The organism is Pseudomonas sp. SWRI18 (assembly GCF_014268345.1).
In the GTDB taxonomy this organism is placed as follows: Bacteria; Pseudomonadota; Gammaproteobacteria; order Pseudomonadales; family Pseudomonadaceae; genus Aquipseudomonas; species Aquipseudomonas cedrina.
Genome location: NZ_JACCQQ010000002.1, coordinates 61,444 through 85,938, shown reverse-complemented (window position 1 = coordinate 85,938; position 24,495 = coordinate 61,444). Strand labels below are relative to the sequence as shown.

General features: G+C 54.8%; 28 protein-coding genes. 7 read left to right on the top strand and 21 right to left on the bottom strand.

Features of this window, described 5'->3' with window-relative positions:
* Nucleotides 1-60: 60 nt before the first annotated feature.
* Both H0Z09_RS03055 and H0Z09_RS03050 read left to right on the top strand, forming a co-directional pair.
* The gene (locus H0Z09_RS03055; protein WP_186687182.1) at nucleotides 61-1,248 is read left to right on the top strand and encodes a hypothetical protein; all 1,188 of its coding nucleotides are present in this window, start codon (nucleotides 61-63) and stop codon (nucleotides 1,246-1,248) included.
* Nucleotides 1,236-2,654, top strand: a complete 1,419-nt coding sequence (locus H0Z09_RS03050; RefSeq protein ID WP_186687179.1) for a RuBisCO large subunit C-terminal-like domain-containing protein — start codon at nucleotides 1,236-1,238, stop codon at nucleotides 2,652-2,654. The genes H0Z09_RS03055 and H0Z09_RS03050 overlap by 13 nt, the downstream gene beginning before the upstream one ends.
* A gap of 825 nt (nucleotides 2,655-3,479) precedes the next feature.
* Here H0Z09_RS03050 and H0Z09_RS03045 read toward each other — a convergent pair.
* Entirely contained in the window at nucleotides 3,480-4,604 is a 1,125-nt protein-coding gene (locus H0Z09_RS03045; RefSeq protein WP_186687177.1) for a DUF4238 domain-containing protein, read from the bottom strand.
* A gap of 856 nt (nucleotides 4,605-5,460) precedes the next feature.
* Here H0Z09_RS03045 and H0Z09_RS03040 point away from each other — a divergent pair.
* Nucleotides 5,461-5,712, top strand: coding sequence for a hypothetical protein (locus H0Z09_RS03040; RefSeq protein WP_145159680.1), 252 nt, complete (start codon nucleotides 5,461-5,463; stop codon nucleotides 5,710-5,712).
* A gap of 348 nt (nucleotides 5,713-6,060) precedes the next feature.
* On the opposite strand, the gene H0Z09_RS03035 is transcribed toward H0Z09_RS03040, so the two are convergent.
* Nucleotides 6,061-6,519, bottom strand: a complete 459-nt coding sequence (locus H0Z09_RS03035) for a helix-turn-helix domain-containing protein (RefSeq protein ID WP_186687174.1) — start codon at nucleotides 6,517-6,519, stop codon at nucleotides 6,061-6,063.
* Nucleotides 6,520-6,615: 96 nt separating this feature from the next.
* On the opposite strand from H0Z09_RS03035, the gene H0Z09_RS03030 reads away from it, so the two are divergent.
* A complete protein-coding gene (locus H0Z09_RS03030) occupies nucleotides 6,616-7,557 on the top strand; it encodes an aromatic alcohol reductase (RefSeq protein ID WP_186687171.1) in 942 nt (313 codons plus the stop codon).
* Between the two features lie 75 nt (nucleotides 7,558-7,632).
* Here the strand turns inward: H0Z09_RS03030 and H0Z09_RS03025 are convergent, their stop codons facing one another.
* From H0Z09_RS03025 to H0Z09_RS02990, 8 genes are all read right to left on the bottom strand, one after another.
* On the bottom strand, nucleotides 7,633-8,697 hold the full coding sequence (locus H0Z09_RS03025; protein ID WP_231999015.1) for a 2,3-butanediol dehydrogenase: 1,065 nt from the start codon (nucleotides 8,695-8,697) through the stop codon (nucleotides 7,633-7,635).
* 359 nt (nucleotides 8,698-9,056) lie between these two features.
* Nucleotides 9,057-9,656, bottom strand: a complete 600-nt coding sequence (locus H0Z09_RS03020) for a hypothetical protein (RefSeq protein WP_186687157.1) — start codon at nucleotides 9,654-9,656, stop codon at nucleotides 9,057-9,059.
* Complete coding sequence (locus H0Z09_RS03015; RefSeq protein WP_186687155.1) at nucleotides 9,653-10,225, bottom strand: RNA polymerase sigma factor; 573 nt, start codon at nucleotides 10,223-10,225, stop codon at nucleotides 9,653-9,655. The genes H0Z09_RS03020 and H0Z09_RS03015 overlap by 4 nt, the downstream gene beginning before the upstream one ends.
* Nucleotides 10,226-10,381: 156 nt before the next feature.
* Entirely contained in the window at nucleotides 10,382-12,004 is a 1,623-nt protein-coding gene (locus H0Z09_RS03010) for a VWA domain-containing protein (RefSeq protein WP_186687153.1), read from the bottom strand.
* A 238-nt stretch (nucleotides 12,005-12,242) separates the two neighbouring features.
* On the bottom strand, nucleotides 12,243-12,893 hold the full coding sequence (locus H0Z09_RS03005; protein WP_186687151.1) for a DUF799 domain-containing protein: 651 nt from the start codon (nucleotides 12,891-12,893) through the stop codon (nucleotides 12,243-12,245).
* On the bottom strand, nucleotides 12,890-13,252 hold the full coding sequence (locus H0Z09_RS03000; protein ID WP_076951519.1) for a DUF4810 domain-containing protein: 363 nt from the start codon (nucleotides 13,250-13,252) through the stop codon (nucleotides 12,890-12,892). Before H0Z09_RS03000 ends, H0Z09_RS03005 begins: the two co-directional genes overlap by 4 nt.
* A 29-nt stretch (nucleotides 13,253-13,281) precedes the next feature.
* Complete coding sequence (locus H0Z09_RS02995; protein WP_186687149.1) at nucleotides 13,282-13,962, bottom strand: CsgG/HfaB family protein; 681 nt, start codon at nucleotides 13,960-13,962, stop codon at nucleotides 13,282-13,284.
* A gap of 46 nt (nucleotides 13,963-14,008) precedes the next feature.
* Entirely contained in the window at nucleotides 14,009-14,590 is a 582-nt protein-coding gene (locus H0Z09_RS02990) for a hypothetical protein (protein WP_186687148.1), read from the bottom strand.
* A gap of 262 nt (nucleotides 14,591-14,852) precedes the next feature.
* Between H0Z09_RS02990 and H0Z09_RS02985 the strand changes: the two genes are divergently transcribed.
* A complete protein-coding gene (locus H0Z09_RS02985) occupies nucleotides 14,853-15,464 on the top strand; it encodes a hypothetical protein (protein ID WP_169375452.1) in 612 nt (203 codons plus the stop codon).
* 17 nt (nucleotides 15,465-15,481) lie between these two features.
* Nucleotides 15,482-16,069, top strand: a complete 588-nt coding sequence (locus H0Z09_RS02980) for a hypothetical protein (RefSeq protein WP_076951515.1) — start codon at nucleotides 15,482-15,484, stop codon at nucleotides 16,067-16,069.
* Between the two features lie 582 nt (nucleotides 16,070-16,651).
* Here the strand turns inward: H0Z09_RS02980 and H0Z09_RS02975 are convergent.
* From H0Z09_RS02975 to H0Z09_RS02965, 3 genes are all read right to left on the bottom strand, one after another.
* The gene (locus H0Z09_RS02975; protein WP_186687147.1) at nucleotides 16,652-17,272 is read right to left on the bottom strand and encodes a hypothetical protein; all 621 of its coding nucleotides are present in this window, start codon (nucleotides 17,270-17,272) and stop codon (nucleotides 16,652-16,654) included.
* A gap of 204 nt (nucleotides 17,273-17,476) precedes the next feature.
* Complete coding sequence (locus tag H0Z09_RS02970) at nucleotides 17,477-18,169, bottom strand: hypothetical protein (protein WP_186687145.1); 693 nt, start codon at nucleotides 18,167-18,169, stop codon at nucleotides 17,477-17,479.
* A 76-nt stretch (nucleotides 18,170-18,245) separates the two neighbouring features.
* Entirely contained in the window at nucleotides 18,246-18,638 is a 393-nt protein-coding gene (locus H0Z09_RS02965) for a DUF2846 domain-containing protein (protein WP_186687924.1), read from the bottom strand.
* Between the two features lie 647 nt (nucleotides 18,639-19,285).
* Between H0Z09_RS02965 and H0Z09_RS02960 the strand changes: the two genes are divergently transcribed.
* The gene (locus tag H0Z09_RS02960; protein ID WP_186687922.1) at nucleotides 19,286-19,543 is read left to right on the top strand and encodes a hypothetical protein; all 258 of its coding nucleotides are present in this window, start codon (nucleotides 19,286-19,288) and stop codon (nucleotides 19,541-19,543) included.
* 30 nt (nucleotides 19,544-19,573) lie between these two features.
* Here H0Z09_RS02960 and H0Z09_RS02955 read toward each other — a convergent pair whose 3' ends face one another.
* The 8 genes from H0Z09_RS02955 to H0Z09_RS02920 form a co-directional block, all read right to left on the bottom strand.
* Nucleotides 19,574-20,155 carry a hypothetical protein gene (locus H0Z09_RS02955; protein WP_186687143.1) on the bottom strand — a complete coding sequence of 194 codons (582 nt, stop codon included), beginning with the start codon at nucleotides 20,153-20,155 and terminating at the stop codon, nucleotides 19,574-19,576.
* Nucleotides 20,156-20,166: 11 nt separating this feature from the next.
* Nucleotides 20,167-20,514 carry a hypothetical protein gene (locus H0Z09_RS02950; RefSeq protein ID WP_238340193.1) on the bottom strand — a complete coding sequence of 116 codons (348 nt, stop codon included), beginning with the start codon at nucleotides 20,512-20,514 and terminating at the stop codon, nucleotides 20,167-20,169.
* Entirely contained in the window at nucleotides 20,511-21,296 is a 786-nt protein-coding gene (gene lepB, locus H0Z09_RS02945; RefSeq protein ID WP_186687141.1) for a signal peptidase I, read from the bottom strand. The genes H0Z09_RS02950 and lepB overlap by 4 nt, the downstream gene beginning before the upstream one ends.
* Before the next feature lie 39 nt (nucleotides 21,297-21,335).
* Nucleotides 21,336-21,782 (bottom strand): SMI1/KNR4 family protein, encoded by a 447-nt coding sequence (locus H0Z09_RS02940; RefSeq protein ID WP_186687139.1) that lies wholly within the window; start codon nucleotides 21,780-21,782, stop codon nucleotides 21,336-21,338.
* A gap of 23 nt (nucleotides 21,783-21,805) precedes the next feature.
* The gene (locus tag H0Z09_RS02935) at nucleotides 21,806-22,267 is read right to left on the bottom strand and encodes an Imm6 family immunity protein (RefSeq protein ID WP_186687137.1); all 462 of its coding nucleotides are present in this window, start codon (nucleotides 22,265-22,267) and stop codon (nucleotides 21,806-21,808) included.
* Between the two features lie 215 nt (nucleotides 22,268-22,482).
* Nucleotides 22,483-23,301, bottom strand: a complete 819-nt coding sequence (locus H0Z09_RS02930) for a hypothetical protein (RefSeq protein ID WP_186687134.1) — start codon at nucleotides 23,299-23,301, stop codon at nucleotides 22,483-22,485.
* Nucleotides 23,302-23,355: 54 nt separating this feature from the next.
* Nucleotides 23,356-23,805 (bottom strand): hypothetical protein, encoded by a 450-nt coding sequence (locus H0Z09_RS02925; RefSeq protein WP_186687131.1) that lies wholly within the window; start codon nucleotides 23,803-23,805, stop codon nucleotides 23,356-23,358.
* A 187-nt stretch (nucleotides 23,806-23,992) separates the two neighbouring features.
* The gene (locus tag H0Z09_RS02920) at nucleotides 23,993-24,391 is read right to left on the bottom strand and encodes an SMI1/KNR4 family protein (protein ID WP_186687128.1); all 399 of its coding nucleotides are present in this window, start codon (nucleotides 24,389-24,391) and stop codon (nucleotides 23,993-23,995) included.
* Between the last annotated feature and the right edge of the window lie 104 nt (nucleotides 24,392-24,495).

Below are 24,495 nucleotides of genomic sequence, written 5' to 3'. Positions count from 1 at the left end.
CAGACGTTAAAACATCAATTCACCGCTTATAAAAATTAGTTCTCAAAAAGGATTCGGAGGATGAAAATCATATGCAGCCAGCGCATTTTGCGACTTCCCAACAAAGCCGAAATTCATATACCTTTTGGCTTATCAAGATCTTACAAGTCCGCACTATCCAATTCCGATGCCGTTTTTACTTTGGATGAAGACAAGGTTGTATGCATTAAAGTAAATGACGCACTAGTTCAAGTATATCCATACTACTGCAAAGCAATCAGCATTCCAAAACTCCCACCCCTCACATTTTCAGTTGTAGTGTCTGAAAAGGACAAGAAAGCGTGCTCCGCCCTAATCTCACAAGTTCACTATCTATCCTCACCTAATAGGGGGATTTTTTTCGCGCTTAAGGAACGTGACGAAATTGTCGCATGCTGTATTCTCGACACTCTGAAATTTGGCAACCCCAAGGGTAGATACTATATTAATACGTCACTATGCGATGATTTAGATATAAGCCTTGAAAACTGGGGGAGCACGTCTTACGAAACACATAATGCACTACAGAATCAGTTAAAATTGATTTGGGTTAGTCGAATAGCAAAAACGCAAAAGTATAGTGGGTATAAAATTGGAACCCATTTGATGCTGGAGACACTGAAAGCTATTCCAGCAGTGATACCCTTTCCAGTGCAGCATGTAGAAGTCATTCGAACATGTGGAATTCAAGAGTCACTGTCAAGTGACTTTCTAGAGTACGCAGGCTTCACAAAGGTCAAGCTTAGGAATCAGAGCGCAGCACCATATATTTCTGATGGTGACCTCTTCCCCAAACGTAAGCCCTGTGTAAAACTTTACTACTGGAATAAAATCACAAACACATCATGCGTCGAAAACGCACGCCTGTTCGTACCTCTGTCACAAGACCCTTTTTTATGGTTTACCGATAACAAAAAAACTTGGGAATTGCGCCGTGCAAGGGGGCAATTCACAGAGCGCCATATATACTCAGGCAGGCCAGTAGAGCTGAGACTGGGCTATAACACAAACAAAAAACTTTGGGGTGTCATTAACAAAGTAATTACAGGAACCTCGATTGAATCCGTGCTTACAAAAATCGGAAACTTCCAAAGCGTTATACCTACAGCATCTTCTTTAGTGGACGCCACAGAGAAAGCGCACAGCATACTGAAAACCCCTAGTAATTCGTACATTGCATTTGAAGTCACAGCTTTATTTAACCCGGACGATCTGACATGTCACGCATAACAATCAATGGATTAATTGAACTCTCCGATGAATCAAGCAATACAATTGAGAGCATATTTCTGTCAATTCGGCAAAATATCCTCGCTGGTAGTTTTGACAGCTACTCAAAAAAAATTATCGATAGTTTAAGCATTGACATCCAAAATACTTTAGATCCACGCCTTCTGGAAAATAAATTCACTCACATCAGAGGCAAAGAGTATTTTTTTGAGCTAAGCATTCCTTCTCGCTACTTCCCCTTTAACGCTGGCGGAGACACCCACCTCATTGACTCCATCGTGGGAGATATGTTCAGCCTATCGAATTCATCAATTAAGCGAATTTATATTAATGACGTTCAATGGCAAGAGCTTGAACATAGCTTAGTGCTAAAACGTACCCAGCCACGCTCTATTCGAAATAGGTTCGAATTAGATAACTTCACACCACTCCTAGGATTTTCAGTAAAACCCAGGCTTGGGCTATCTAATGAAGACTTCAAAAATCAGTGCATAGACGCAGCTAGACTTGGTTTCAACATAATTGAACCTGATACAAGAAAAATGCTTCTAAATGAGCACGACCTCGACTGGCATATCGACCTCGCTAGTCAGGTCGCAGAGCTCCACAAGCCGAGAGGCAATATTTCTTCATACTCTGTAAACCTGAGTAATTATTCAGGCAATCTGGAGCGGGCAATAGAGAAATTATCAAAGTCCGTATCTAATCATCCTATAACTGTAAAAATAGATGCCGGGCTTGACGCAATATCCAAAATAAAAAAAGTAAAAGAGATTAACGCACAAATAATCATTACATCCTATCCGCTAATCAAAAAAGCACTCTCCCAACGTATACCGGATGTTTTTTTTGATAAGTTCCTGTCTCACTGTGGCATCGACATAATGTACCCTGGCGGCTTTGTTGCCCTACCGGGGAACAAGAGACATTACAATGCAACAGAGGACATAACACTGCTAGCAGAGTCTGTAAATCGCTATACCAGTCACATTCATAAGTCACACTTCATACCCACCATATCTGGTGGTATATCAACGGGGCTTCTACATTTATACTACGAGCTTTATGGGCCGAAAGTCAGCCTCTTTCTTGGCGGTGCAGTTGCGACGAACAAGAATGGAGTGGAAGCAGGTGCTGAACTTTGTATGAAGGTGTTAGACTACGCCATCGAGTGTAGAAAAAAACTAGCCGCACACAATCACAAGTTATCCAACAAAAAAAATAAAGCCATGTACAAAACCCTCATGGATCTCCCTCTTTTGGATGCCAGAACAGTCAAGCAAATAAAAGATGAAACTGACTCAGAATACATAATCCCTAGAGAGTTCATGACTACTAACAAGCTCCGTAATTTTACAGAAGCGAACTGGAACTACTGGACCGCAGAAGATTTTGAGTTTATTTAGAGGTCGTGTATATGCTTGAAGCAATCATCTCATACCTTAGCTTTATGTCTAATCAGCTTTCGGGCCTAGCAACACCCCACCGAATCTGGTGCTTTTACGAACAGTTTGGTCTGCGCACTATTATAATGCTTGTGAACACCGGAATTATTGCTTTCGCCCTACCCAATATACTTGATCAGTCTGAATGTAAGCTCGACAGAGATTCTTACATCAAATCACTTTTTGAGAAAAGGCACCGTTGGATGAAACGTAACAGCTGCGCGATGCTGTTTTTTGCGACCGTTACAATCTTGACGTATTTAGCAATCTGGAACGCGGTTTCTAATCAAAACATTTGCAGCTCTGTCGCGATAAGGTCTGATAGACCTGAGAGGTTTTCGGGCTTTCTAGCTGTCATGAATATCCTCACCATACTCATTGCGATATTTGCATTAAATCAAAAAATATTCTGCATGAAACACAAACAATAGAGTTACTTTGAATGGTGTCGTTTTCTAGACTCGCTCCAATGACTGCTTTTGACCCAGAGTGTGTAAAAATGCTTCGCCAAAATTTAAGTGCGCGCGCCTACGTTGAATCTGAAATTTATCGGCACGCCTGCAGATATGGATTTCGGGTAGAAACGCGATTTTCAGTCCTATCTTGAGCACCTGAGACGCTCAAAAATGTTTTTACACAGCCTCGGCCGATAGCGGCCTCTTGTAAAAGGCAGCAATCGGCCAAGAGCGAATAGGCTGAAGAATCAAAAAACAGGACCGAAAAGGTTTTTTTACTGAGCATTTAAACGGTCTAAAGGGCTTGCTAGGCTTATACTAGAGCGGCCTCTCACTCTTCGTCGCAATACCGCTTGCCTAGAACCCTGTTCATCATTGCCTCCATTGATTTGGCGTCTTGTACTGCCTTATCAAATTCGGCTTTGCTGTTTGGGCGCCGGCCAAATTCATCTTGGAAGTAGTAAGAGCCGTCTTTCATTTTTACTGTCATGAAGCCGCTCTGAAGCGCTGTCGCATAGCTTCGAGGCAGCAGAAAGCTTCCCAGCTTGCTCCACAGAGTAGTTTTAAGATGGCGTTCAGGAAACAAATGCTGCTCGTCACAGCTCGCAATGTAACGCTCTGCCCGAATCTTGATTATGTAATTGACCTCTCGCACCTGCTTTTCCGAAAGCTGTCTTCCTCTCTGGATTCCATCGTAAGTAATTAGCGGATTATCAAAAAGTCTTGGATTGGTGCGTGATTTTCTAGCTCGAATTTCACCTTGCTTGCGACCCCACTCTCTATGTGTGATCACCATCAAATGGTTGCTATTGAGTGGAACTAAGGTTTGGGTCCCCAACCAGTGCTGGGGAACGTCAAAACCGTCTGGTATGGCACGATCTTTCGGGAAAACGTGAGGATTGAAAAATGTCACAGGGTGGTCTGAAAAAATGAACTTGGTCCCGGATTGGGCAGCTTCGAAGATCTCTATGGCGCCTTCCATCCACATCACACAGTGCATCCTTCGAACTTCCTGCATGCGAACCATGAGTTCTTGCTGATTTTTCGTCGCAAGTGTTGATTGAAGGAATCGGAGGCCTTTGGGTGTACGCAATCGGAGTGCATCGAGGAACTCGAAAACATGGGTGTATGTGAAGTGCATTTTTCCCCAGTCGCTATCGACTAACGCCTGAATTGCTTCCTTCCCAGTACTGTCTATTGCCCCAAAGAGAAATCTTTCGATGTCATCATTCGGTTCGCCCAACACGCGAGTGGTGTAAAGGTCCCGCTCAAAAAACCAAGCATCCGGCCCTTTGGTTAGTATTGCACGCGATTTTCCGACAACCACTCCTTTAGCGTCGCGGAAGACCTCAGGCCTCAAATCTAATATTTTGAACGCGGTATGACCCTCTAAAAGAAATCCCCTCTGATACCACTGGGGCACGTAGTGATGTCTGTAAGACTGTTGTTTTATCATCGTGAATCGCCCCTGCTTCTGTAGCCGCCTTCAAGCTTCAAGGAAGCGCAGCTAACCCTGGGTAACTGTCCGCTTCTGGCCGGTAGCTACCCTTATAGGCGAAAGCCCCTGGGTCGATGACATCCCGCCTCAATCATCAAAAACCGCCGCTCCAGAGCACCATTGTTGTAACACCTATTTACGATGTAACACGTATATCGGCAAACCAGTCGAAGCTGTGTAACGCAATATAAATCATTAAAAATCATACACTTAAGTAAAAACGTAACACGCGTAACACCCGTAACACGGTTTGTTAGGGTATCCCCCTAGCCCCATTAGTATTGCTCCTCCAGCGAAGCGAGGTCGATCATGCTCTTGGCTTTGGTTCGATAGTGGGGACCCTGGCGCATTCTTGAAGATACGGGGGTAGAAAGCCGCGTGATGGTGACACCGAAAAGGTGCCCAGTTTAGTGAACAGGTGAACCGTGTGAACTGCTGTTCGCCCTGTGCATTTGCCCTATGAATCGAACAGTCGCTGGGGCCCCTGAGCATTTCGGATAGACACGGGGCATAGAACCCGCGCGTTCGTGTTAGCGGCTGGATTTTTTAAGTTGGTTGACAGGTTGACGTGGTTGAAACCCATTACCGTGGTTGACGCTATGCAGGTGTTCACTATCAGCAACAGATAAAGCCACCTTTACCGAAGCTGTAACGATGGTCCTTTTTCTTCAAGATCCTTTCAATTTCAACGATTGAAATTTCAGTAACTTCCAATGCCTCCCACTAACTCGATCCCGCGGGTTTCATGCCCCGTGTACTCAGGATATCGTCAGGGTCCCCAGTACCTTTTTCTGCTACCCACCCGAGATCTCAGATGAGTAACCTCCAGAATCTAATCGTAAATGCCCGATCCGGCTTAGCTCTCGGCGAAAAAATCTCTGATGGCAGTTGGCAGGCAATCGCTAAGCAATGCGGTGCTGCTGAGATCGAAGAAATCGAACAGCGTATCGTCAGCTTACGAGCCGAGTTAGAAACGGTTGAGGAGTGGGACGGAGATACCCAAGATGACATCCACCTAGCAATTAATACCTTCACCCAATTACTGAAGGCCGCGAAAGCACGGTAGTTGTGTTGGTGGCGAAAGGACCACAGGGTTCAACGTGGAGAGGCCATTGAAGACAGCGAGTCACTCATCGGGATCTAGGTCACGAGGAGCTTCGATGGAGCCTTCACAAAGAGCGTTAACGGCGTCAGCACACTGCGCCCTGTATGCCCACGTGTATGCCTAGCCGACGAACCACCAAAGAAACCCAATAAATACTGGCATCTTACCGCCCAGTTCAAACGACGCCGGGCACCATATAGAGATGAAAAAGCCTCAGCTTGAAAGAGCCGGGGCTTTTTTGTGGCCGCTGGGAATCGTGAGATTAAAAGACCTGGATCCCCCATCATCATTCGGTTATCCCAATCCCAGTTAATCAGCCGCCCCTCGGTCCACCGCCATCGGCACGGGAATTTGCCATGAAGGTTTTTTGTCCCCCTGACTGTCGAACGTACGGCGCGCTTCGCGGAAGTCGTCAACGTTTTCAACGACCCATGTCCAGATAGGTGACATTCGGGTCAAGAGCCCCATGCCCAAAGGCGTCAGCTCATATTCGACATGGGGCGGAACTTGATCCAGCTCCCGCCGTATCAGTAGACCATCGCGCTCCAGGGAGCGGAGCGTCTTGGTCAGCATTCTCTGGGTCACACCCGCCATCTGCCTTTTTATTTCGGCGTGGCGCATTGTTCCGTATACGCCCAAGGCATGGAGGATGCCCAGTGACCAACGGCTGCCTGCGTGAGTGAGGACTTCACGCCTGACGCCATCATCCTCCTCTCTGAGGGTCTGGCAGATAATTTCTGCCTGGCCAAGCGTCACCTGATCAGTCATTTCTCCCCCTGGTATCACCCGTGTGCCTTCTTACGAGCGTTGTCGAATCGTGCAAGCATTTGCTTATCTTACAGGCAACGGTTCTCAGGAAATATAATGAGCGAAGTGACGCAACTTTCTCCTCAATCGGTTCTCGTTTTAGGCGCCGGTGAGCTTGGCCTTCCGGTGTTGCGCAATCTTGCGCGGGTGGCGAAGCGCGCACCGGGCTCTCAAATCAGCGTCCTGCTCAGGGACTCGACCATCAACACCCACGTGCCTGGGAAAAAGCTGGAAATCGATGAGCTGCGTAGCCTGGGCATTCAGATGGTGGCCGCTGACTTGGTGAATGATTCAATCGATCAGTTAGCTGAAGTCTTCGCACGATTCGATACCGTCATAGGCTGTGCAGGCATGGTAGCGGGCCGGGAAACCCCGATGAAGTTGGCAACAGCCGCGCTCAAGTCCGGCGTTAAGCGCTACTTCCCCTGGCAGTTCGGCGTCGATTTCGAAGTGATTGGGCGTGGCAGTCCTCAGGATCTATTCGATGCCCAACTGGATGTGCGCGAGTTGCTCCGCGCACAGGACGAAACTGAATGGGTGATCATCTCGACGGGCATGTTCACCAGCTTCCTCTTCGAGCCTGTATTTGAGGTCGTGGATTTCGAAAACGCCACGGTGAACGCCTTGGGCAGCCTTGAGAACAGCGTAACGCTCACGACCCCTGACGACATCGGGGCGCTGACAGCGGAAATCGTTTTCTTCGAGCCGCGCTTGCGCAATCAAATTGTCTACCTTGCTGGCGACACTGTGACCTATGGGCAGGTTGCGTGCCTGCTTGAGCGTGTTTTGGGACGATCCTTCAAACGTAACGTGTGGACGGTTCCGTACCTGATTCAGGAACTGGCAAAAGACCCTACTGACTCTATCAAAAAGTATCGCGCGGTCTTCGCACAAGGCAAGGGCGTGGCGTGGCCTAAAGCGGCCACGTTCAACGAGCAGCAGTCGATTCAAGCCACCACCGCCGAGCAGTGGGCCGCGAAACACCTTGTGGGCCATTGAAAGACTTAAGCTATTGGCCCCCTCAACGGGGGCCTTTGTTGGCTGACGCGCTTCCCGCGAAAATCATCGCCCTGTTCAAACCCGAGCCGGCGACACAATAATCTTCACGTTATGCTCCTTGTTCTTCACCAACTCCTCAAACCCCTGCCCCACGATCTGCTCCAACTGAATCCGCCCCGTCACCAGCGGCGTGATATCCAACCGCCCATCGGCAATAAACGCGATCACATCCGCGAACTCGCCGTTATACGCCAGCGCACCCAATACCTGCTTCTCCGTAGCCACCAATTCGAAAAAGTTGAATTCGCTGGGCTCTTCGAAGATGCCCACCAATACGCATTTGCCGGCTTTGCGGATCAGGTCGATGGCGAGTTTGGCGGTGTGTTTGTTGCCGATGCATTCGAAGCTGACGTCGGCGCCGAGGCCGGCGGTGAGGCGGCGCACTTCCGCGAGGGCGTCGCATTGGTTGGGGTCGAGTACGTGGGTGGCGCCTACTTCGAGGGCTTTGGCCTTGCGGGCGCTGGACATTTCGAGGGCGATGACTTGCGCGGCGCCCGCGGCTTTGGCGCACATGATGGTGCACAGGCCGATGGTGCCGGCGCCGACCACCACGACGTTTTGCCCGAGCAGGCTGCCGGCTTTTTTCACGGCGTGCATGCCCACCGCGAGCGGTTCGATGAGTGCGCCGGCTTCGGCCGGGAAGTTTGCCGGCAGTTTGTACAGCAGGTTGGCGGGCACGTTGACGAGTTCGGCGAAGGCGCCGTTGTTCATCAGCCCGGTGAAGGCCAGGTTTTCGCAAATGTTGTACAGGCCGTGGGTGCAGTAGTAGCAGGTGCCGCAATGCTGGCAGGCATCGGCTGCCACGGGTTCGCCGACGCTGAAGCCTTGCACGCCGGCGCCGAGTTCGACGATCTCGCCGCAAAATTCATGACCGAGGATGCACTGGCCTTTGATGCCGGTGAGCGGGTGGGGGGCGTCGACCGGGATGAACACCGGGCCGGCCACGTATTCATGCAGATCGGACCCGCAGATACCGCACCACTGCACGCGGATCTGCACCCAACCTGCGGGTGGCGACACCGGCAGCGGGACGTCTTCGACGCGGATATCGTTACGGCCGTGCCAGACGGCGGCACGCATGCTGCCTTGTGGATTGATCGGGAGGGTCATGGCGAAATCTCCTTGAACGGTGGGTACGGGCGCCAGGGGCGTCGGTACGGTTGCGCGATGTCCGGGCCCAATCGCGGGGCGGGATATCGGGCAGCACTTTTTATTATTGGGTCGCCAGTCGGGCTGGCTGTCAGTGCTGGAGCAAGGCCGGTGCCAGGTTGGCCATAAATCCCGGACACGCCTTTTTTAGAGCGCTGCGGTCAACGCCTGAAGCTGCCCGGTATCGCGCGCCCGTGAGACGCGCGGTGCCGGGCCGCAGGAGATCGCGTCGAGACAGTGAGACGTTGCGTCTCACGGCCTGTCACGACAGGGGTCTTCAATGACCGGCGTTATCGCTGTTGCAACGCTTCGAGGCGCGCGGGTAAATCTTCATCGGGAAAGCGCTTGTGCAGGGCCAGCAGTTTTTCATCCGCTGCCTTGCTCTGACCCGCCTCACGCAGCCGCATAATCTCCTGCAATCCTTCATCCAATGAAGGCAATGCAACCGGCGCGCGCTTGCTCAGTTTTGCCGTGGATTGAGCCGCCATCGCGCCGGCGATTTCGGCCTGGACGGGGGCACGTTCGGCTTGAGGGGCGGCGGCGATTCGGGCCATCGGCGCGGGTGCCGCTTGAGGGGCCGGCCGGGCGGCGTCTTCATGCAAGGCGGAGAAGGTTGCGGTGGAGATTTCGGCTTGCGGTACGGGCTCGCGCATCACCACGCCGACCATCAGCGCCAGGCCGGCCACGGTGGCGAATGCCATTTGCCAGCGCGGGCGTTGGCAGGCTTGCAGCCAGCGTTGCCACAGGTTCGGCTGCGGCGCGGACGCTTCGCGGCGGGCGGTGGCGAGGATGAAGGCGTCGAGGGACGCGGGCGGCTCGCCGGTGCTGTGTTGACGGTAATGCTGGAGCGGCAGGTTGTCGGGGTCCGGGGTGTGTCGGGAGTCGGTCATGCGGGTATCTCCTCGGCCAGCAGGCGGCGCAGTTTCTGCTGGGCGTAACGCAGGCGGCTTTTTACGGTTTCCAGCGGGGCGTTGGTGAGGGCGGCGATTTGCGGCACCTCGAGGTCGCCGTGCAGGCGTAGCAGGAAGACTTCGCGCTGGTCTTCGGGCAAGCCTTGCAGCGCGGCGTCAAGGCGCGCCTGGTCGCGGCTCAGGCTCAGTTGCTGCTCGGGGCCGGCGCTGTCGTCGGCCTGGGCGTGCAGTTGCTCGTCGTAGCTGTCGTGCAGCGGGGTGTGGATGCCGTGCTTGCGCCAGTGGTCGATCAGGCGGTTGCGGGCAATCTGGAACAGCCATGTACGAAAACTCGCCCGACCTTGTGGCTGGGTGTTGCTGCGGATCAGGCTGAGCCAGGTGTCCTGGTAGATTTCCTCGGCCAGTTCGGCTTTGTTGCTTAGGGACACGAGGAAGCGGTGCAGGCCCTGGCGATGGCGCGCGTACAGGGTTTCGAACGCGGCGGCGTCACCGGTGCGGTAGCGGGCCAGCAGGGATTCGTCGCTGGGTGGGTCGGCGGGTACGGCCATGTGGGGGGCGGGCTCCTTTCTGTCAGTTGAAACTGATCCTAATGTGGGAGCGGGCTTGCTCGCGAATACGGTGTGTCAGTCGACGCATTCGGTAACTGATAGACCGTATTCGCGAGCAAGCCCGCTCCCACATTTTGATTGTCGTCGTGTTCGAGATTAGTGCTTGAGGCTTTGGGCCAGTTCTACCAGTTGTACGAATTCGTTGCGCAGGCCGAAGGGGTCATCGCCTCGGGCGGAGCGGGCCAGTGTGGCGGTGTCCTGCAGGCTCATGGTGCCAGTGTAGCGGCCATCGCCCTTGAGCTGTTGGGCGAAGGCGGCCACGGCAGCCGCAAAACGCAGGTCATCGCTGGGCTTGCTCGAAGCATTACTGATGGGTCGCTCGATCAGTTGGCTGTTACCGCCTGCCGCCGGCTTGTAGCGCACGCGCAGCATCGCCAGTTCGGCGGATTTATCCTCGGCTGTCGGCGCAGCGGCGTAGCGCAAAGGTTCCAGCCAGCCCTTCTCGCCCTTCGGCACAATTTCGTACAGCGCCGTCAACGTGTGGCCTGCGCCGATTTCACCTGCGTCGACCTTGTCGTTGTTGAAATCCTCACGCTTGAGGGCGCGGTTTTCATAGCCGAGCAGGCGATATTCGCTGACACGCGCCGGGTTGAATTCCACTTGCAACTTCACATCCCGCGCCACGACCGCCAGGGTCGAGCTGAGTTGGTCGACCAGCACCTTACGCGCCTCGCGCAGGTTGTCGATGTAGGCGTAATTGCCATCGCCGTCGTCGGCCAGTTGCTCCATCAGGTGTTCGTTGTAGTTATTCACACCGAAACCCAAGGTGGTCAGGGACACGCCGCTTTTGCGCTGCCGGGCGGCCATTTGCTTAAGGCTGTCGAAGTCGCTGATGCCCACGTTGAAGTCACCGTCGGTGGCGAGCAGGATGCGGTTGATGCCGTTATCGATAAAGCCTTCGCGGGCCATCTGGTAGGCCAGTTCGATGCCCGATGCGCCGGCCGTGGCGCCGCCGGCGGTAAGTTGGTCGATGGCGTTGCGGATCCTGGCCTTGTCGCGGCCCGAGGTGGGCGGGAGCACTACACGGGATTCCCCGGCGTAGACCACCAGTGAAACGCGGTCTTGATCGCGCAGTTGATCCACCAGCAATTTCAGGGTGCTTTGCACCAGCGGCAAGCCTTCGCGACGGTCCATGGAACCGGACACGTCGACCAGGAACACCAGATTGGCCGGCGCCAGCTCTGCCACGGCACGGTCGGACGCCTTGATGCCGATGCGCAACAATTGCGTGTGCGGGTTCCACGGTGTGGGGGCGACTTCGGTGGTTACACCGAAGGGCGAGCCGTCGGTGGGCAGCGCGTAGCTGTAGGGGAAGTAGTTGACCATTTCCTCCAATCGCACAGCACCTTCGGGCGGCAGGCTGCCTTGGTTGAGGAAACGTCGTACGTTGGCGTAGCTGCCGGTGTCGACATCGACGCTGAAGGTGGAGACGGGTGTTTCAGCGACACGATGCACCGGATTGTCCGGCAGATTGGCGTATTGCTCGCGGGGTTCGCTGCGGTAACCCAGGTTGGCCGTTTCACGCATCAGCATGGGCGCAGGCATTGCCATCTTTTTGACCGCCGCGCCTTGGACTTGCACGCGTTGCAGTTCGCCGACGGGTTCAGCCGGCTTGGCCAGTTCAGGGGATGAAGACAGCCCGCAGCCGGCCAGCGTTACCAGCAGGGTCACGGCGAAGCCCTGGGCAGCAGGACGCAGGAAGAGCAGAGGACGGGACATGGGCTGAACCTCGTGAAGGAATGATCTGTTCACAAGGTCAGACGCAAGGTGCTGTGGGTTCGGGTTAAACCTGATGTGGATAACACCGCAGATCCAATGTGGGAGCGGCGGTTCGACGCTTCGACTTGCTTGCGAAAGCGGAGTGTCAGTCGCTAAATGTGCTGGCTGACATACCGCCTTCGCGAGCAAGCCCGCTCCCACACTTGATCCTCAGTGGGCCGAGGAACGAGGTAGTACCTTAGTCCGTGCCGTACTTGGGGTTACGCGGCCCGTACAAAATCCCCGCGCGCTGGCCCGGCGACAACAACCGTGCACTGGTGATACCGGCGATCGGGTGTGCCGCGTCGGTGGAGCTGTTGATCACTTGCTTGACCGCCGCGGTGATCAGCATGCCGATGAGGCCGCCGCTATTGTTATTGCCCTCTTCGCTGGAGGCCCGCGCCGAGCCGGTCCACAGGGTGGTGCCGGTGCGCAGGTCGACCAGTTTGGCCGAGGCCGTCACCGAGGTGTCGCTGGAGATCAGCATGTACTTGGTACCGTACTCGGTGACCGTGATGTACAACGCCGCGTCCGCGCCGAAGATGTCATGCAGCTTGGCCGGTGCCACGCCCTGGATATCGTTGGCGGTGGTCAGGCCGTTCTGGCGGAAGGTTTCGTCCACCAGTGCAATCGGCAACACGTAGTAGCCAGCTTCGGCCAACGGGTAGGTCACTTGCGAGACCAGGCTGTAGGACGCCTGCACTTCCGGCGATTCATTGATCGGCGGCAGCACCAGGATCGACTTGGGCCGCGCCTGCTTGTACGCCGTGTAATCAATCGTCTTGGGTGCTGCGCAACCACCGAGCAAGGCCAGGGCCAGCAGGGCGCCAGTGAGTTTTAACAGGCTCATTTAGTGGCGACTCCGGTCTTGGCGTTTTTCAGCAGAAAGTCCATGTAGGCGGCGGACTCGGGGAACAGTGCCTTCTCGGTGCGAAATTCCTGCACCATCTGGTCATCCTTGCCCATGCTCAGGTACAGCATGCCCAGGTGGGCGTGGTAACCCGGCGGGGCCTTGCGGCCGCTGGCGTTGATCTTCTGCAGGTCGCGTTCCAGTGCCTCGACCTGCGCTTCCTTGGGCTCGCCCTTGAAGTACTCATAAACCTGCGGCTGGTAGCTTTCCCATTGATACAGGGGCTGGGGTGCCGTCTGGCACCCGGTGACTACCGCGATTGCTGTCAGCATCAGCGCCAACTTAACTGCCTTGCTCATCCGTGTACTGCTCCTTGAGGTGCTGCTGATCAGTTGCGCGGGTTCCAGGCGCCGGCGTTGATGCCGTCGACGAGGCGGTTGATGGCTTCGCGCATGGCCAGGTCGAGGACCTTGCCATTGAGGGTGGAGTCATAGCTGGCGGTGCCGCCGAAGCCGACCACTTCACGGTTGGACAGCGCGTACTCACCCGCGCCCTGGGTGGAATACACCACTTCGGAGGTGCTGATGTTGACGATATTCAGCGCGACTTTGGCGTAGGCCACTTGGGTCTTGCCACGGCCGAGGATGCCGAACAACTGGCGGTCGCCGGTTTCCTTGCGGCCGAACTCGGTCACGTCACCCGTCACCACGTAGTCAGCGCCCTTGAGCTTCTGCGCGGTGCCTTTGATTTTGGCTTCCTGGGAAATTTCGCCCATGTTGTCGCGGTCCAGCACGCTGAAGCGGTTGGTCTGCTGCAGGTGGGTGATGAGGATGGTCTTGGCCTGGCCACCGAGGCGGTCGACGCCGTCGGAGAAGATGCCGCGCATGTAGCTGGAGCGGTTGTCGAACTTGCCCACGGCAATCGGTACGCGCACGCCGGAATAGGCCACGTTGGCGCTGGCGACCTGTTCCACCGGCATCGCGCGGTTGCTCTCGGTGGCGCAACCGGCCACGGTCAGCAGCGCTGCGGCGGTGAGGCCCGACAGCAGGATTTTGCAGAGTGTTTTCAAGAGTTGCTCCTAAGTGGGGAAATCCAGGGACGATTGCGCAAAGCCGCTATCGGGAAGGAATATCCTGCAGGTCATCGATGATGTAATGGCTCAAGCCACCCGTGAAATACCGCTCGACACTGGCATTGCCGGTATTGGTAATGACGCCGCCAAGGGTTCTCCATTGCTGCGCCTGGCCCCGCCAATTGTTGGGGACCAGGCCAGGCCGATTCTGGGCGAAGTGCAGCACCTCGGAGCCGGCTTTCTTGACCTTGACCTTGTAGCCGAAATCGATGCTTTGCAGGATGGTGCCGTCGTCGATCAGCAGGTTGGACAACCCGCCCTGGGTGTCGACGATATGACGCACGTAGACGATATCCACGTCCAGCAAGTAATCGGCGGTTTCCTTGCTGGTGGCGTAACGCTTGGCCTTGAGCAAACGCTCCACCAGATCGACACCGAGCGCCTTGCGGACATTGTCGTCGGCCATGAAATGTTTGCTTTTGCCGCCCACCTCAACGTCGAAGGTGTCGACCCAATAGGTAGCCGTCTTGGGGATAGTGACCGGTGCCGGCGAGATGTAGTAATCCGGCTTGGAGGCGCAGCCCGCCAGCAGGCAGACCGCAAGGAAGGCGGCAAACACGCGCATGTGTGAATTCGTCCCTGAAAAGTATCGAGCTTTAAACAATCGCGGCATTTTACGGAGTTGAAACACGTTCTCAAGCTGTTTTGACGCCGAGGCAGCGCCGTTTTATTGGCGACGCTGTCGAGCGAGCCGGTGGCTTTCTCTAAGCGCTTGCCCGGCAAGCCAAAACACTGAAAGGCACACACGCCTAAATAAAATCCGCGCTCAAGTTGTGCTGGTGCAGGTCGAGACAGTAACTTGGCTTGTTCACTTATAGGGATATTGCATGTTTAACACTTTGCTTCGGGCTACCGCCTTGCTCGCCGCGCTGTCGATGACCGGCTGCGTGTCCTACACCGTCACCGGCCCTATCGCCGCCCCGCTCCACCAGGTGTCTGTCAGCAGCCCGCGCAGTGCGCAAATCGCCGATGTGACGGTGAGCGCCGCCGACGTCAACGAGGCCAACAAGACCGCCATCAGCCAGTCCCTCACGGCCCAGATCAACCAATACGTGCGCAGCGCAGGCTACTTCAAGCAGGTTACAGAATACCCGGTGCGCCTGGGCGAGCAGGACGTCACGCTCAAATTCAACATGACTTCTCTCAAGGGCCACCGCGCGCCGCACCCGGCGTACGTACCCGGCGCGCTGCTGACGCTGACCATCTGGATCTGGGTCAATGGCCCGATCTACGTCGACAGCTTCGACGTGGCCGGCGACCTGGTGATCGTCGACCGCAACGGCAAGGAACTGGCCAAGGCCAGGGACTCGATCACGTTCGAACACAACGTGGGCCTGTACAGCGGCCAATACTGGGCGCCTTCGATGGGCGGCCAACAGCTGACCAAACTGGTCGGGCAACTGCTCGACACCGCCACCGCCAACCTGGCCAAACCGTAATTCTCAAGGAGCACTGCATGAAAGGATTGATCAAACACAGCCTGGTACTCGCCGCCGTCTTGCTGACCGGTTGCGTGTCTTATTCGCAGCACGAACTGCCGGCCGTACAAACCTGGCCGCCGACCGCCAACGCGCCCGCGCAAAAGCCCACGGTGTACGTGCGCACCACCGCGCAGAACCACGTCAACGGCGGCCCGGGCAACGCGGCAGTCGGCGCCCCGGTGGTGCTGTGGGAAAAAGCCGTGGCCGACTCGTATCGCGCTTCCAACCGTTTTTCGCGGGTGAGCACCGACAAGGTCGACTCGGACCTCTACGTGGACGCCACGCTGCACAACAACGAAGAGTACAGCCCGGTGTCGGCGTTCATCACCGGCTTTACATTCTTCATCATCCCGACCACCGCGAAGAATATCTTCACGCTGGAAACGGTGTTCAAGGATAAAGACGGCAAGGAACTGGGCCGCGTCAAAAAGAGCGAATCGGTGCGCACCTGGATGCAGCTGGTGCTGATCGTGGGCATCCCGTTCCAGGCGGATACGAAGGACGTGGTCGAGGCGCTGACGCGCAGTACGCTTGATGAGGCGGTGCAGCGCAAGTTGTTGTAAGGGCTCTGTCACGGTCAGTGCAGCACCACAGGATCAAGGGTGGGATCTGGCTTGCCTGCGATGGCGGTGGGTCAGCCAACTGGTTTATCGACTGACACTCCGCCATCGGGGGCAAGCCCCCTCCCACAGTTTGAGCTGCGTAGCTCAAGAATAATCAGTATGTCTGCTCTTCTTCAGCGCCTGTGGATGCCTGCTCGCTCTTAGCAGCCCAGGATCCCCAACACTCGGCGCCTGCCAGAACGCACATCCAAATGTGGGAGGGGGCTTGCCCTAATGCCGTTCAGTTAAGCGCAGATCCCCTGTGGGAGCGGCGGTTCGACGCTTCGACTTGCCCGCGATAGCGGTGGGCCAGTCAACATCAATGTTTGCTGGGCTGGCGTCTTCGCAGGCAAGCCAGCTCCCACATTTGATCTTCGCTGCTTTGAGCACTGCGTTTGCTTAACTGAACGGCATTAGGGCTTGCCCCCGATAGCGGTGTATCAGTCATGCATGCATTGGCTGACACACTGCTATCGGGGCAAGCCCCCTCCCCATTTGGCCTGCGTGCCTCAAGAATACTGAGTACGCCAGCGTTGCCTCAGCTCACTTGATCAGATCAGGTCGAGTGGTCTTGAGCATTGCCGCGCTCACCGCCCCCTGAACCGAGCAGGTGACCATGCCCTTGCTGGTCTTGGCCAAGTCTGCGGGTGCAGGCTCAACCATCAATATGCGTTCGGCCGTGTCAGTGACCAGCTTGCCTGCGTTGTCGCCGCCGCCCTCCGGCACCCAGGCCGATTGCTTGTGCGACCAGATCTGCGCGCGGGCGTAGATACCATTGGCTTGCTCCAATTCGGTACCCGGCGCTTTGCTCAACTGGGCGTAAAGCGCGTCGGGGGCCTGCTCGGTGTAGAACCCCCAACCGATGATGCGCGAGCCCATCAGGTCCAGGTCTTCGGCAAAGAAGCCGGTCAAGGTCAGGCCGTCGAGGGTCAACGGCTTATCGAACATCCAGCGCTGGCCCATGTCGGTTTTTGTACCGCCGTTGAAGGCAATTCTGCCGTTTTCTACCGCATGGGAGACACGTTCCTTGAGCCCTGGCTGGTCCAGGACCGCCAGAGAGCGTTGGTCACAGGCGAGAAAACCCTGCAGGGCAGGCGCCGCGGCAAAACTGCTGGTGCAGGTGACAAGTGCGGCAATCGAGATAAACAGACGGTGCAATTTCATCGGGAAACTCCTTGGGTTAAACCACTTTCAACACAGCCCCTTGCAGGCGCGAGCTTGCGCGCGAAAAACCCGAGAGCGCCGCGGGCATCCAGAAAACCCGCGTCAGCTGAACGCGCTTCGCGAGCAAGCTCGCTCCTACGGAAAGCGGAGCTCAGCTTGGTCGTAATGACGAACATGAAACGCATACACCCCAAGGGGGGCATCCTACTTGAGTTCCTGCACCAGATAACGCCCGGAAATCTGCGTGATACCGGTGAGCGCCCGGCGCAAGGCCTCGGGGTCTGTGCGATAGGTGAGCGGCGTGTAGCCGTAGACATTTTCGCCATTGAAAGGCGTAACCGCCTCACTGGTGCGCCAGATCATTTCATCGCCTCGATTCATCTGCGCCAGCACGTTGAGCGTGGGATAAATCACGCTGCTGAAACCTTGCGTGAGCCGAAAGCCCCACTCGGCCACGGTCAATTGGATCTGCGCATCGGCGGGCTCGTCGTCACCGACCACCTTAAGCGTTGAGGTCTTGCCCAGCGCATCGATAAAGCCCTGCTTGAGCAACACGCCTACGTCAATTTTTTCCGCCTCCATTACCGTCAGAATGGCCACGGGCGTCGGCATCTCGGCCAACTGCCCGAGCTTCATGCCGCCCGCAAAGCCAGCGCCGCTCAACGCCGCGGTGCCCACCTTGGATGCACCGCTGGCCATGCCAACGCCCGCGCCAAGCCCAGCCCCCAGGGCCGCGCCCCAGGCTTGTTGCTGGCCGAAGTACACCATGTTCTTTTCCCACTTTACGGGCAGGACTTTTACGGTCTTGATCTGCGCGCGGTTTTCGGGCGTCAGGGGATGGCTGACGCAACCGCCGAGGACAAGGGTGGTGAGGAGGATGAAGAAGAGTTTTTTCACATCAGTCCTTTAATGTTTGCAGTTGACCAGTCATTGCCGGCAGAGCCTCGGTCCCGCCGGCAACAAACGCGTTAACTCACTTGTTTTCTTTGGCAATGGTGCCCAAGGACGCATCCTTGACCAGATAACGGCCTTCCAGATCACTTAGCACTTTGAGGCTGTTGCGCGCCACGGCGAAGCCTATTTCGACTTCCTGCTTGAGGTAAACCACTTCACCGGCCTTGACGTCGATTGGCATGTCCGCCCAGTTTTCAGCCTTGGAGCTGATTACGTGCTTGCCCGGCGTCACGAAAAAATAGATGTACTGGTTACCGCGGTTGTAACCCATCTCCGAGTTGGCTTCCTTGTCATCCAGGAACACGTTGAACCGTACCAGCATCCCGACGTTGCTAGGGCGAACGACGTACACCAGGCCTTTATCGGCCACGGCAGCCTTGGGCAGTGAATAGCTCGCCACGTCGGCCTGCATCTTCTCGACCGACGGGGTCGAAGAACAGCCGAACAGCGTGGCCAAGGACAGAACGACAGCGGCTTTGCAGAACAACTTGATCATGTATTTCTTCCTTGTGGGTAGCGGTGCAGCGGTTTGGAAAATACTGGCGAAGGCCGGTTCGGATGTTTAATGCCTCTGGCCTTCGCCAGTGTGTCGGCAATGGATGGCATAACATAAGGCATTATGCCATCACTCTGATGCTTTGCGCGATTTTGGGTGAGGGCGTGTAGTCCGGCCGTTGCTCAAAATTAGAGAACCAACCGCTATCCAGCTGATGCACCTCGATCAAAAATGTGGGAGCGGTTGTGACACGCAGAATTGTTACAGCCTGGACGGACGCCTTGCATGGTTTTGGATGGGGGGCTTATAGTCCGGCCGTCGTCCAACTGGCGACCGGGTTTGGCGACCCGACAACAGAATGCAAAAGCAATCCGCTTAGATGCAGGTGTTTTTGCACCCGCAAAGCCGCGTCTTTTATGGCGGCTGTGCGCGGGAGACCTTCGGGTCTGCCGGTTTATTCTGTTGCCGGTTCGCCAACCTGCGTACAGCTGCCACCCATTCGTTTGGCGACGACTGAGTGATGGCTTCAACCATTAAACAGAGTGCCAATTATGAACCGCTACATGCCCCTAACCGGCCACGACTGCACCATCCCCGCCCTGCTCATCGACACCCAGGCGCCCCTCGACGTCCTTCACGACGCCGCCGTGCACCGCATCCAGGCCGTCACCCAACTCCTGGAAAACCTGGCCTTCCGCGAACAACTCAGCAGCGATGCCGTAGTGCTGCAAGACTTCGCGCATTTGCTGGCGATTCCATTGCGTGATGGCTGCGATTTGTTGGATGCCATCAGCCGCCGGCTGAATACCAACCCATCGTAAGTTAAACCGGGCGGCCCTGGCGCCGCCCGGTCATTGGGGCCGGCATACGTTGTACGCCTGGTTCTCGGCGACCTCCTCTACGTGATGACCAATGACGGTATTGAGCACCAACTGGCGTTCCGATTTCCCGGTCGCTAGGTGGGCCGGGCCTTGCGCATCGCTGTGCAGCTTGAACCCACTATTGGCGAGTTGCTTCACCAATTGAATGCGCTTGGCCATATCGCCATTACCGCGATGATCGCTTGGCGAGAGGAACACGAAACGCTCTTTTTGCAGCAGCCATACCGGCCGGCCACTGACTTCACTGTCGAATATGTAGGCACAGTCCACCGCCGCCAAGGGCAAGCTGGCCTGACTTACATAGTGACCCCCTTCATAACCCACCAGTGTGACCAGGCCAGGCTGAACTACTGCGACGGCATCCTGGGTCTGAATGCCGTTTTGCACGCCATAATCCGAATAGGCCCAGCGCAAGGGAATGAACTGGGAAGGCGTTGCGCCCAGCTTCAAGTCGGCGTTGATCCGCGCCTGATCTTCGGCACCCCGATAGGGAACACCCTGGCAGCCTGCAAGCATCGCCAGGCATAGAAGGATAAAAGCTCTGCATAGCATGTGATGTGTCCTTACTGGATGACTGCCGACGCGCCCTTTAACTGAGCGTCCATAAATTCCCGCTCGGGCTCGACCCACAACAGACCGACCAGGAAGGCAGCAACAGCCGCAAATAACAAAACCGATGCAAGCCGGGAGGCCATGAACCGCAACGTTGCCCGAGCGGTTCGAGACTGCCCGAACACAAACGCGAACAACAGCCCGACTCCGCCCCAAACAAAGCCGCCTGCCGCCACGCCCAGTACCGAAGAACTACGCTCCAGGTAGACACAGGACAGCATGAAGGCGCTGGCGCTGACGAACATCCCTAACAGGCACAGCCACTGCAAGACTCGGCAACCCGCATTCAAAGGGCTCATGGGAAAGTCGTCCCAATGCGCGCTCGCTCATTCGAGAACCAGATGCCGGTGACCTTGCCCACCACATCCTCAACCGCGACCTGGCCCATGAAGCGACTGTCGTTGCTGTTATAGCGGTTATCACCAAGTAAAAAGACGTGTCCCGGCGCGACCTTGACCGGTGCCATTTCCAACGACTCAGGCCCTTTCACCCGGTCGGCCGGTGCATGAAACAACCCGAGGTTTTCACCGTTATGGATCAGCTCACCGTTCACAATGGCCAATGTATCCCCCGCAACACCCGCCACCCGCTTGACCGCTTCGGTGCCATTCCAGCGATACACCACGATATCCCCCACAGTGGGCGCGCCTGCCTGCAAGTCCGCAATGATGTAGTCACCAATGGACAAGGTCGGAGCCATCGACCCTGACGGAATGTAATAGTTTTTGAAGCCCAGCAACGGCACCCGAAAGACGCCGAGCGTCAGCACCAGAATCATCACCACGCCGACATACAGGGCATGGAAACGTTTACGCGGCACATCGGGCGGGCCGCTATAGCGACGAGCCAACACGGCGGAAACGATGGCAGAGGTCAGCTTGACCGTGATGACAAACACGAAGAACGCATACAGCCCAAGGGGCGTGGTGATCAACCCCAAAGCCCCCATCAACGCGACCCCGCCGAGCAACAATGCCGCAACCCGGATACCCCACTTGATACGGCCCACATACACCATGCCCCAGCCGGGTACGAGGCAGGACATGAGGAAGGCTTGGAGGGAGAGTTTTATGGGTTTCATTGGTCATCCTTAACAATGCAAATACTGAGGCTGCGCATATTACTGCTGGGCTCGCCAATCCAGGCAACCTTTAACCGCCCTTAACTGGCTAATGATGAAGCTGGAAAAATCCTCACTTAGGACTTCCGCGCCATTCAACTCAGGATCAATTTCGACGATTGACCAATCATTCGCGGCATCGAATGCATAAAGAACACCGCTCCCCATCCCGGCAAACACATACATATTACGATAAGCGTCCACCTCACAGCCGGCGACAACTGAATACTTTATTGGGCCAGCTTCGATGTAAAGTGCGCTATCCAGCTCACCAAACCCAAACTGCTCAAGAAATTCGAGATAATCGAGTGGAACATTGACACGATCGAAAACCTCGACGCCGTCCAAAACTAATTCACGACTTATACTACTTCCATAGTCGCCGTCATACAGTGCACTGGAAATTATTTCACTTATAAGATCGCTAACTTGCGCCGCGCCTTTCATCGCAACTCCCTTGCACCTGACCATTAATATTTTTTTGACAAGTAAATGTCCAACACGTCAGCCAATCCTACTTTATAGATATACTCAACTATAGATTCAACAACCTGTTCACCTGCCTCGTTGACTGAGGCGGACATTTCTTCTTGCCGACCTGAAGATTCATAAGCCTGATGTGCAAAAAAACCAATGACCAGAAGTATCAGAATCAAGCTATCTTGTTCTAAGCTTGCCGTAGTGAAATGATGCTCCGCAAGAGAACCGTTTTGCATTTCATCCGAATCTAAAAAGTAGGCCAGTTGCTCGGGGCTTACATTTCTTTCGGATAACCATGACCAGCACAATTCAATAGCCTCACTACATTTAGTGTGGGTGGTGGGAGTTGACGATAGATTATCTAAAACTTTATCTAGCACCAAAAGAAAAATAGACGCTTTTTTTATCCACTTTTGAGCCTCTAAAACAGAAATATTTTTCGGGCAATTCATAACACTCGATCCTTTTAGCTCAAAAATAGTAAGTTTGTAAATTCATCTCTATCAGACAAGACACTTCTACAAAATTGCGTAAGGCACCTCATCACCCAATAAATCCAACGACAATTAAAGGGGACAGATTTATTTAATAGCTTACCGACCAACGCTACACCTAAATAAATCAGTCAGCTTTATCCGATCCCTTAACCCCGATTTCCCTTCACTTTTTAATATGCCCCAGCATCCAAATCCGCAATAGACAACCAGTAGGCGACAACCGCGTCAAACGCCTTATCATCGGCGCGTTCCTGCAACGCAACCAGTGCCTGCCGTGCATCGGCGATGGACCAGCCGGTGGAGTTCAAGGTCAGCCATGCGCAGTCAAGGCGTCCCGCTTGCATGAAATCCTCGAACAACGGCTTTTTTTCGCGTTCAGGATCGAACCAAGCGGGCAATTCCACGCCTTTCGGCACTGGGATGTGCTGGTCGACAACTTCAAAATAGCAACTGCTTTCCCACCAATTAGGGATTGGGTCGAACGGGTTCGGAAAGTTTCCGGTATAACGCTTTGCACCGTCAGAAATACTGGCCAGCGGCGTCAACGTCTTGAACGGTTCAACGTTGGCGAAGCCTTTGGAGTCGTCGCCACTTTTCAACGACTGCGCATCCAATGCGTCCAGGCAATCAAGCCCCACCGTCTTGGCGAACTGCTCAAGTTCCGGCGTGACGCCCTCCTCAAGACTCATCGACATCATTGCAAGCACGCCCATCAGTTGCGCAGGCGTGCGGGCGATCTCGACGGTCATTCCGTCGCTGCCAACGTACATTTTTACGAAGGTGGGTTCACGATCAACAAACCAGTGCTTCCAGTAACCTATATAGGTAGGCCAAGATCCGTCGCTCCATATCGGGATCAACGCAGGTGGAAACACATACCACTCGGCAGGGGCTTTCAGCGTGCAAATGGGCGTACCGATGCTTCCATCGGCGCATGCTACCAGTGCGTCGGGTAAGCCCAGTGCTTCTAAGGCCGTTTTAACGTTCATGCCATCTCCATTTTGGCGCTAGAAGCGTCGACCACTCGGGGATATCTAATTTTTTTAGTCCAGCGCCGTTTCGATCTCTTGTCTTAAAAAACGCGGAGCCGGCGTAGTTGCATAGCGTTGTGCTATTTCAAACGGGTCGACGATGTTAATTTTAACACCTGCCGTTGAAAAGTCGCCGACTACATATCTGGCAAAAGAGGATGACGACAGATCCTCATCAAGTAGCCAATAGCCACCAAACAGGGAGGTCAGGTATTCGCCGATGTAATAGCCGATGCGGGTAACAAACCAAACCTGATCTTCCTCATTGATGTCCGCGTTTTGAAAACGACTGTCCAGCTGGAATAAAATTTTTTTTGGCTCAAGCAACACTTCATGCGGCTGATCAAATCCGAGACTTTCACAAAACTTATGCAGTACCGGCAGGCGCTCAGATCTGAATGCAGGGAATTCAGCAACGCGTCGGGCCAGAAGCATATCTTTCGTTTCGCAAGTGTTTGCCATTAATCACCTCAATTACTACTGCTTTGTACGTAGCTCGCTGATCACACGATTCCAATAGCGTACCGCTTCAAAATGCTGTTGCCGGGTCAGCCAAGTCTTGTTCTTGGGGCTGGCTGGGTCTCCCCCCAAAATGATTGGAGTGACTTCAAACAACTCCATGTCCTTGGGGCGCATCGACCTTTTCTGATCATTCATTGATTTCAGCCAATCGAGCAAAAAGTTCAGGCAGATCACGCGCGACCGTTTCAGCGTATTGCCGCTCCATGCCTATGAAAGGGATATGCACTATTGGCATGGCCGCATCCTCCCTATCAAAACCATATCCTTCACCACCACCATCGGAGGCGAACAAGAAAATACCTGGGGCGTAGGTTGTTACTTCATATTCTCGATTGAAATCAGCCAGTTCCTCAGCCCTCCAAAGAATGATGTAGTTTCCGCCTATGAAGCCTTCACCACCATTGTGGACTTTTAGAAATTCGATATAGCTTCTAGGCAGCGAAAAACCTAAAGACTTCGACAGCCTGTCGATTGCCTCCGGTTCAGCTGGAGGATTGAGCTGGCCATCTATCAGTCTATACTTCACCCCTAGCTTCCCAAGTCTTTTTATAGTTTATCCAACAGGATTTACCTGCTGTCGATGCACGCCGCGAGCAAGCATTGAAGGGGAAAGATCTATTTAATGGATTA